The organism is Sphingopyxis terrae subsp. terrae NBRC 15098 (assembly GCF_001598815.1).
In the GTDB taxonomy this organism is placed as follows: domain Bacteria; phylum Pseudomonadota; class Alphaproteobacteria; order Sphingomonadales; family Sphingomonadaceae; genus Sphingopyxis; species Sphingopyxis terrae.
In genome coordinates this window covers 1-7845 of record NZ_BCZQ01000001.1, presented here as the reverse complement: position 1 = coordinate 7845, position 7845 = coordinate 1, and the positions used below count along the sequence as shown (strand labels likewise).

13 protein-coding genes are annotated in these 7845 nt (G+C 65.8%); 3 read left to right on the top strand and 10 right to left on the bottom strand.

The features are described 5' to 3' along the window. Positions 1 to 272 (bottom strand): 2-oxoglutarate and iron-dependent oxygenase domain-containing protein (locus STE01S_RS00065; RefSeq protein WP_169802703.1); only part of this gene is annotated, 272 nt, incomplete at its 3' end. Between the two features lie 153 nt (positions 273 to 425). Here STE01S_RS00065 and STE01S_RS00060 point away from each other — a divergent pair. Then, positions 426 to 851, top strand: coding sequence for an EVE domain-containing protein (locus tag STE01S_RS00060; RefSeq protein WP_003040303.1), 426 nt, complete (start codon positions 426 to 428; stop codon positions 849 to 851). Here STE01S_RS00060 and STE01S_RS00055 read toward each other — a convergent pair. The 7 genes from STE01S_RS00055 to STE01S_RS00025 all read right to left on the bottom strand — a co-directional run bounded on the left by STE01S_RS00055 (position 848) and on the right by STE01S_RS00025 (position 5162). Further along, positions 848 to 1171, bottom strand: a complete 324-nt coding sequence (locus tag STE01S_RS00055) for a PilZ domain-containing protein (RefSeq protein ID WP_062763882.1) — start codon at positions 1169 to 1171, stop codon at positions 848 to 850. The two genes, STE01S_RS00060 and STE01S_RS00055, sit on opposite strands and share 4 nt — an antisense overlap. An 88-nt stretch (positions 1172 to 1259) precedes the next feature. Beyond that, positions 1260 to 1847 (bottom strand): SOS response-associated peptidase family protein, encoded by a 588-nt coding sequence (locus STE01S_RS00050; protein ID WP_062763880.1) that lies wholly within the window; start codon positions 1845 to 1847, stop codon positions 1260 to 1262. A 12-nt stretch (positions 1848 to 1859) separates the two neighbouring features. Further along, positions 1860 to 2261 carry an alternative ribosome rescue aminoacyl-tRNA hydrolase ArfB gene (arfB, locus tag STE01S_RS00045; RefSeq protein ID WP_003040293.1) on the bottom strand — a complete coding sequence of 134 codons (402 nt, stop codon included), beginning with the start codon at positions 2259 to 2261 and terminating at the stop codon, positions 1860 to 1862. Further along, entirely contained in the window at positions 2254 to 2937 is a 684-nt protein-coding gene (locus STE01S_RS00040; RefSeq protein WP_062763878.1) for an RluA family pseudouridine synthase, read from the bottom strand. Before STE01S_RS00040 ends, arfB begins: the two co-directional genes overlap by 8 nt. 7 nt (positions 2938 to 2944) lie before the next feature. Next, complete coding sequence (locus STE01S_RS00035) at positions 2945 to 3769, bottom strand: DODA-type extradiol aromatic ring-opening family dioxygenase (RefSeq protein WP_062763876.1); 825 nt, start codon at positions 3767 to 3769, stop codon at positions 2945 to 2947. A 5-nt stretch (positions 3770 to 3774) separates the two neighbouring features. Then, positions 3775 to 4377 (bottom strand): NAD(P)H:quinone oxidoreductase, encoded by a 603-nt coding sequence (wrbA, locus tag STE01S_RS00030; protein ID WP_058812593.1) that lies wholly within the window; start codon positions 4375 to 4377, stop codon positions 3775 to 3777. An 86-nt stretch (positions 4378 to 4463) separates the two neighbouring features. Further along, positions 4464 to 5162 carry a pirin family protein gene (locus STE01S_RS00025; RefSeq protein ID WP_003040283.1) on the bottom strand — a complete coding sequence of 233 codons (699 nt, stop codon included), beginning with the start codon at positions 5160 to 5162 and terminating at the stop codon, positions 4464 to 4466. Between the two features lie 124 nt (positions 5163 to 5286). On the opposite strand from STE01S_RS00025, the gene STE01S_RS00020 reads away from it, so the two are divergent. After that, entirely contained in the window at positions 5287 to 6213 is a 927-nt protein-coding gene (locus tag STE01S_RS00020) for a LysR family transcriptional regulator (RefSeq protein ID WP_003040280.1), read from the top strand. Between the two features lie 136 nt (positions 6214 to 6349). Further along, complete coding sequence (gene ctrA, locus STE01S_RS00015; protein ID WP_003040277.1) at positions 6350 to 7057, top strand: response regulator transcription factor CtrA; 708 nt, start codon at positions 6350 to 6352, stop codon at positions 7055 to 7057. Positions 7058 to 7145: 88 nt separating this feature from the next. On the opposite strand, the gene STE01S_RS00010 is transcribed toward ctrA, so the two are convergent. Continuing rightward, positions 7146 to 7511 (bottom strand): PilZ domain-containing protein, encoded by a 366-nt coding sequence (locus STE01S_RS00010; protein WP_255265839.1) that lies wholly within the window; start codon positions 7509 to 7511, stop codon positions 7146 to 7148. A 118-nt stretch (positions 7512 to 7629) separates the two neighbouring features. Next, positions 7630 to 7845, bottom strand: a 216-nt coding sequence (locus tag STE01S_RS00005; RefSeq protein ID WP_174531814.1) for a transposase, incomplete at its 5' end; no start/stop codon positions are given.

The window sequence follows — 7845 nt, the reverse complement described above, 5'->3', positions numbered from 1 at the left end:
AGGTCGACTTCCTTCGCGCCCTTCGCGATTTCGGTGCCGAAAGGAGTGTAGCCGCGCGCGCCGCCGCCGCCCGCGATATGATAGGCGCGCTTCGCCGCTTCGGGGAGTGCGAAAAATTCCTTCGCTTTTGTCCAGGCGTCGTCGATCAGCGCTGGATCGATGCCGTGATCGGTAATCATCGCGAACCCGAAGCGTTCGAACGATCCGCCGAAATCCTGGGCGAAGCGATCGTCGGGCAGCGACATGGAAATAACGGGAACGGCAGCGGTCATAAGGGGTGTGTCCATTTGTTGGTGCTGTGGCGCGCCATGCCGGTCCCGCCGGGGCGCGTCTTTGACATGAATCAGGATTTAGGCGGGTCGGCGCGGTTGCGAAAGAGGAAAAGGATGCTTTCGCGTCGGCGCGCGCTGGGCTAGGCCCCCGCCATGGGCAAGCAATATTGGCTGATGAAATCCGAACCCGACGTCTATGGCTGGGACGACCTGGTCAAGGACGGCACGGGCATGTGGGACGGCGTGCGCAACCACAGCGCCAAGCTGAACATGATGGCGATGAAGGTCGGCGACGAGGCGCTGTTCTATCACAGCAATATCGGCAAGGAATGCGTGGGGATCATGCGCATTACCGAGGAAAGCGCGCCCGATCCGACCGCCGAGGAAGGATCGCCGTGGGTCATCGTGCGCGTCGCGCCCGTGCGCCCGCTCGCGCATCCGGTGACGCTGGCGGCGATCAAGGCCGATCCCAAGCTTGCCGACATGGACCTTATCCGCCTGTCGCGCCTGTCGGTCGGGCGCGTGACGCCCGACGAGTGGAAGCATATATTGGAAAAGTCGGAAAAGCCGGAGGCTTAGCGCAGTTTCGTCTGCATGTGCGCCGCCACCGAGGGGTGGAGCGGATAGACGAATTCGCAGCCGAAGCTGTTGCCGTCGGCGCGCCGGATCACCGCTTCGAGCGGCTGCAGGCCCGGCAGGTTGACCCATATCTGCTTGCCGATCTGCGGCCGCGAAAAGGTGATCATGCGAAAGCCCGTCGACGACAGGTCGAACAGTTCGACGTCGAACGGGTTGAAGCCCGCTTCGCGATAGCGCGCGCGCCCGCGGACGGTGGCGCGTTCGGCGCGGCGCCCTTGCGGCGAAAGGTCTTCGGTGTCGGTCGTGCAGGCGTTGGCCACTTTATTCAATCCCACTGGTCGGATTATCGATTCGCATTTCTAGCGCCGCGCTGGTGAACGCAAAGTCGACGGAATTGGTGAAAATCGCTTACACCATGGGGTCTTCGGCCAGCGTCATCTCCTGCCCCGGAAAGGGACGGGCGAGGCCGGACGCGTCGCGCCAGTCGGCGGTCAGCCAGCGCGCATAATCGCCGGGACGGAGGATGACCGGCATCGCTTGCGCGCCGTGATGGCTAAGCAGGCGGTTCGGTTCGACGGTCAGGATCGCAAAGCTCGGCCAATCCTCGCCCTGACGATGGATGCCGGCAAAGGCGAAAACCGTCTGGTCGGCGGGCGCGGCCCACAGTTGTTGCCGCGCACCGGCCGTCCCCGACCACAGGGCGAAACGGGTCGCGGGGATCAGGCAGCGCAGTTCGGGATGACGCAGCGTGCCGATCCAGAAGGGACTCGAAAGGTTGCGCACCGTCGTCACCGGCTGGTCGCCGCGCGGCGGCGGCGGGACGCCCCACAGCTTGGGGCGCAGCCACGGGCGGCTCTGCGCGCTTCCGTCGCCGACGACCACCGGCGCCGGGCGTCCGGGGGTGACATAGCCGCCGGCCCAGGGATCGCGCCCTGCATCGGCACCGAGCGCCTGCGCGGCGATTTCGGCGGTCGCGTCGAGGCGATAGAGGTGCATGCCCGCCCGGCCCTAGTCGGTCGATCGCACGCGTCCGCGCATCGATTTGACCGCGCTGCGCGCCTTTTTACCGTCGACGCGGCGCGCCCTGGCCGCCTTGCTCGGCTTTGTCTTGATCCGCTTTTCAGGCCGGACCAGCGCCGCATCGACGAGCTCGTTCAGCCGCGCGCGCGCATCGGCGCGGTTGGCTTCCTGGGTGCGATAGCTGCGCGCGAGAATCACGAGTTCTCCCGCCGCCGTCATCCGGCTTCCCGCGAGCGTCTTGAGCCGGCGGTAGGCGTCGGGCGGGAGGCCGAGAGCGAACACATCGACGCGAAGCTGGCACGCGGTCGCGACCTTGTTGACATTTTGGCCGCCCGGCCCGGTGCCGGCGAGGAATTTTTCCGAAATCGCGGCTTCGGGAATGTCAGCCACGGGTCGGGGCGGCGCCTTCGGGCGGCGAAAAGCCGAGGGCCGCGAAGCGCGCGGGGAAGGGAGCTTCGGCAATTATTGACGGCTTGACGTCACGTTTTACCACCAGCCGCTCGGCGTGGAGCAGGGTGCGGTCCTTGCCGCGGCCGTTGCCGTACACGGGATCGCCGGCGATCGGCAGACCCAGACCCTCGAGCGCATGGACGCGAAGCTGATGGGTGCGGCCGGTTTCGGGACGGAATCGCAGCAGCGCCCGCCCGTCGACGACGGCAAGCTTTTCCCAGTGCGACACCGACGGCTTTCCGTTCGGATCGACGACCATGCGCCAGCCCGTCTCTGCGGTCGACGTCTTCGCGAGGGGCAGGTCGATGGTGCCGCCATCGCCATCGGGCACGCCGTCGATGATCGCGAGATATTGTTTTTCGACCTCGCGCCCTTCGAACGCGCGGGTGAAACGGCCGTGCGCCTTGGGATTGCGCGCGAGCAGCAGGCAGCCCGAGGTGTCGCGGTCGAGCCGGTGAACGGCGAGCGGCCAGCGCTTGAAGCCGAAACGCAGGCTGTCGAGATGGTTTTCGAGGCTGAGGCTGCCGTCGCGCGGCGGATCGACGGGCAGGCCTTCGGGCTTGTCGACGACAAGCGCCTCGCCATCGAGGAACAGAATATGGTCAGAAAGAAGCATCGGCTGCCTATAGGCGGGCCGCTCCTTCGCCGAAAGCGTAAACGTCCATCGCCAGCAGGCCATAGGTCGTGCTGGCATGGAGCCGAGCGGCGTGCAGGCCATCCGCTTCGGTCCCCGCACCCATCGCGACGAACAAGGGCAGGATATGATCCATCGTCGGATGATTGTCGCGGCCATGCGGCGCGCGTTCTACGGCGTGTAGCACATCGTCGACGGCGTCCGCCGCCATATGTCCGGCCACCCAGTCGGTGAAGTCGGTGACCCAGGCGGGCGCGGGTGCGTCGATCGGCAGGCGCGCCGAAAAGAGCGCGCGAAGATTGTGCGTGATGCTGCCCGAACCGATCAGCAACACGCCCTCATCGCGAAGCGGCGCGAGTGCACGGCCCAGCGCATAATGCCATTCGGGCGACGCATGCGAGGCGATCGAAAGCTGGACCACCGGAATATCGGCGTTGGGATAGACCAGCGACAGGGGAACCCAGGCGCCATGATCGAGCCCGCGGTCGGGATCGGCGGCAACGGCGAGGCCCTGATCGGCGAGCAGGGCAACGACCCGCTGCGCGAGCGCCGGATCGCCCGGTGCGGGATAGCGCATGTCGAACAGCGCTTGGGGGAAATTGCCGAAATCATGGATCGTCGGCGGCGCGGACGAAGCGGTGACCGTCGCCCGGCCGCCTTCGAACTGTGCGTCGTGATGCGCCGAGACGACCAGGATCGCGCGCGGTCGCGGCAAGCGGGCGCCCAGCCCGGCGAGGAAGTCCCGCGCCGGGCTGGGCTCGAGCGCCATCATCGGCGAGCCGTGGGAGAGAAAGAGGCTCGGCAGACGGCGCATCGGGGTCAGGCCGCGAGCTTCGCCGCGGTTTTCGCGACGCGTTCGCCCAGATAGCGGGCACCGCCGAGATCGGCTTCGCTCGGCTGGCGCGATCCGTCGCCATCGGCGAGCGTCGTCGCACCATAGGGGGCGCCGCCCTTGACTTCATCGACGCCCATCTGCCCGGCATAACCATAGTCCAGCCCGACGATCGTCATGCCGAAGTGGAGGAGGTTGGTGAGGATGCTGAACAGCGTCGTTTCCTGTCCGCCATGCTGCGACGCGGTCGAGGTGAAGGCCGCGCCGACCTTGCCGGTAAGCAGGCCCTGTGCCCAGACGCCGCCGGCGGTGTCCCAGAAGCTCGCCATCTGGCTGGCCATGCGGCCGAAGCGGGTCGGCGAACCGACGACGATCGCGTCATAGTCGGCAAGCTGCTTGGGATCGCCGAGCAGCGGATGCGCGGTATCGGTCTTGAAGCCGGCGGCCTTTACCACCGCCTCGGGCGCGGTTTCGGCGACGCGGCGAATATCGACCTCGGCACCCGCGGCGCGCGCGCCTTCGGCGACGGCGTCGGCCATCTGCTCGATATGTCCATAGCTCGAATAATAGAGCACCAAAATCTTTGCCATCTTCGGTTTCCTTTCAGTCGGGAGGGAAGGGGTGGGCCGCCGCCGCAAGGGAGGGGGATGGAAGGCGGCGGCCCGAGGGGGTGGGATCAGAGGCTGTCGACCAGCACCAGTTCGGCATCGTCGAGCGCTTCGACCTCGATCGTTGCGACGTCGCGGATTGCTATGCCGTCGCGCGGATCGGCATCCTGTCCGTTGATGCGGATGCGGCCCTTGGCGGCGACCAGATAGGCGTGACGGCCAGCGCCCAGATCATAGGCGACGCGGCTTCCCGCGGTCACGGTCGCTGCCGCGACACGGGCATCGGCGCGGATCGGCAATGCGTCGTCGTCACCCGCTATCCCGCTGGCCAGCGTCACGAAGCGTCCCGAACGGTCGGCCTGCGGAAATTCGCGCTGGCCCCAGCCCGGATTGCCGCCGTCGCGATCGGGGATGATCCAGATCTGGAACAGCGTGGTTTCCTCGTCCTCGAGGTTGAATTCGCTGTGCGTCACCCCGGTGCCGGCGCTCATCACCTGGACATCGCCGGCCGCGGTGCGGCCGCTGTTGCCCATGCTGTCGCGGTGGCTGATCGCGCCGGTGCGGACATAGGTGATGATTTCCATGTCGCGGTGCGGGTGCGGCGGGAAGCCGGCCTGCGCCGCGATGGCATCGTCATTCCAGACGCGCAGCGCGCCCCAGCCCATGCGGTCGGGATCATGATAGCCGGCGAAGGAAAAATGGTGGCGGGCGTCGAGCCAGCCGTGATTGGCGTGACCCAGCGTGTCGAATTTGCGAATATCGATCATCGGGCATTTCCTTTCTGGCCGCCGTCCCGGACATCGGGGGCGGCGTGTTGAGGCCAAGATAGGCGATGCATTCGTTTCTGAAATAGCGTAGATAGAAACCTATCGTTTCCAATTGGAGGATGTTGTGGCGCTTCCCGATTATGAAGGCTGGGCTTGTTTCGTGGCGGTGGCCGACAGCGGCGGCTTCACCGCCGCGGCAAGCGCGCTCGGCCTGTCGAAGGCCAGCGTGTCGAAGGCGGTCAGCCGGCTCGAGGCATCGCTCGGGATCACCTTGCTCCATCGCAGTTCGCGATCGGTGACCGTGTCGACGGCGGGCGCCGGGCTGCTAGAGGAGGCGCGGGCGATGGTGGCCGCCGCGACCGCCGCGACCGAGGCGGCGCATGGCGACCGCTTCGACCTCGCCGGGCCGATCCGGCTGGCGGCGCCGATGAGTTTCGGGATCAAGGTGCTCGGCGCGCCGCTCGCCGCCTTCATGGCCGAGCATCCAGCGGTCGAGATCGAACTGACGCTCAGCGATGCGCGCCACGATCTGATCGCCGAAGGCTTCGATCTGGCGCTGCGCGTCGCCAGCCTCGACGACAGCAGCCTGCTCGCGCGCACCATCGCGCCGATCCCGACGTCGGTGATCGCCAGCCCGGCCTATCTCGATCGTCACGGCACGCCGCGCCACCCGCTCGAACTCGCGGGGCATCGGCTCGCTGGCTACGGCCACCGCGAAAAGGCGCGGCCGCTGCGTTTCCACCGCGAAGGCGAGGAGGCGACGATCGTTCCGGCAGGCCCGCTGTTCACGAACAACGGCGATGTGATCGTGCCGATGCTGGTCGCAGGGGGCGGTATAGCGGTGCTGCCGCACTTCATCATCGACGCCGAACTGCGCGCCGGCAGGCTCGTTCCGATCCTGACCGACTGGTCGCTGCCGCAGGCCTATCTGCACCTGTTGTCGCCGCCGTCGCGCCTCCGTCCGGCGCGGGTGCGGGCCTTGTCCGACTATCTCGCCGACACGCTGAAACGCAGCTGCGCGGGCCGCGACTCGTGGATTTCTGCGGGTTAAATCAAAATTAACCTTTTCCCTTCACAAGTTTCATGGTTAATGTTCCGCCAGCCCTGCAACGGGGGCGTTGGTGGCACTGCGAGGGAGCCGCGGACGGGTTGCGGATCCATCGTGGGAAACAGTCAAGGGGTGCCTAATGCGCGTACTGCTGATCGAGGACGAGCCGACGACCGCGAAGGCGATCGACACGATGCTCACGACCGAAGGCTTCAACGTCTATACCACCGATCTGGGTGAGGAAGGCTTGGACCTTGGCAAACTCTATGATTACGACATCATTCTGCTCGACCTGAATCTGCCCGACATGCACGGCTATGACGTGCTGAAAAAGCTCCGCACCGCAAAGGTGCAGACGCCGGTGCTGATCCTGTCGGGCATTTCGGAAATGGATTCCAAGGTGCGCTCGTTCGGCTTCGGCGCCGACGATTATGTCACCAAGCCCTTTCACCGCGACGAGCTGGTCGCGCGCATCCACGCCGTCGTCCGCCGCTCGAAGGGCCATAGCCAGAGCGTCATCAAGACGGGCAAGCTGGCGGTCAATCTCGACACCAAGACGGTCGAAGTCGATGGCGTCCGCGTCCATCTGACCGGCAAGGAATATCAGATGCTGGAGCTGCTTTCGCTCCGCAAGGGCACGACGCTGACCAAGGAAATGTTCCTGAACCACCTTTATGGCGGCATGGACGAGCCCGAATTGAAGATCATCGACGTCTTCATCTGCAAGCTGCGCAAGAAGCTCGCGCTCGCGTGCGGCGGCGAAAATTATATCGAGACGGTCTGGGGTCGCGGCTATGTGCTGCGCGATATCGACGAAGAAGGGAATGAAGTGCGCCGGGTCGCCTGACGCGCTTTACCGACGAAAATCAATCAACGGGGGACCCGGCGCGGAGTGATCCGCGCCGGTTTTCCTTTGTGTCGCGGCAACGCGCGGATCAGATCTTCGGTTTGCCGTAATGACCCGGCAGCGACGAAACCTGCCGCAGTCCGGGGCGCCAGGTCGACATTTGCGTCGGCGCCATGATCTGGAATTCGGCCTTGCTGTCGGCGGCGACGAGCTGATCGGCGTGCGCCGCGCGCAGCCGTGCCGGCTCGATCGTCCCTTCGGTCTGCAGGCCGAAGCGCTTGTCGCTGACCCAGCGGACGACGCCTTCCATCGGCTGATGACCCGGAAGATAGACGGTCAGCCGCTCGCCGACCTGCACCACATGCGGCGACTGCCCGCCAACGCCGGTTTCGGAAATATTGCGCAGGGTCACGTCGAAGCGCCCCAGGCGGTCGCACGCAAGCGACGCCTTCACCAGCCGCGACTGGCGCGGTTGGCGCTTTTCGGCTGAAGCCGTTGAGGCGGTATCGGCCTCGAAATTCGGGTCGCGTCCGTCAAGGTGGTGTAATTTCGGCTGTGGCCGTGGGCCATCGTCAGGCGGCTTTGGCGGTGATGTGTAGGGGCTGATTTTCCTCCTCGATCATGGGTTGGTTGAGTTCGGCCATGCCTTCGATCTGCATGTATCGGTGCTGGAGCTGCCACTCGTCGTTCTGCTCCATCAGCACAGCCCCGACGAGGCGGATGATGCTGTCTTCGTTCGGGAAGATTCCGACGACGTCGGCGCGGCGCTTGACCTCCTTGTTGAGCCG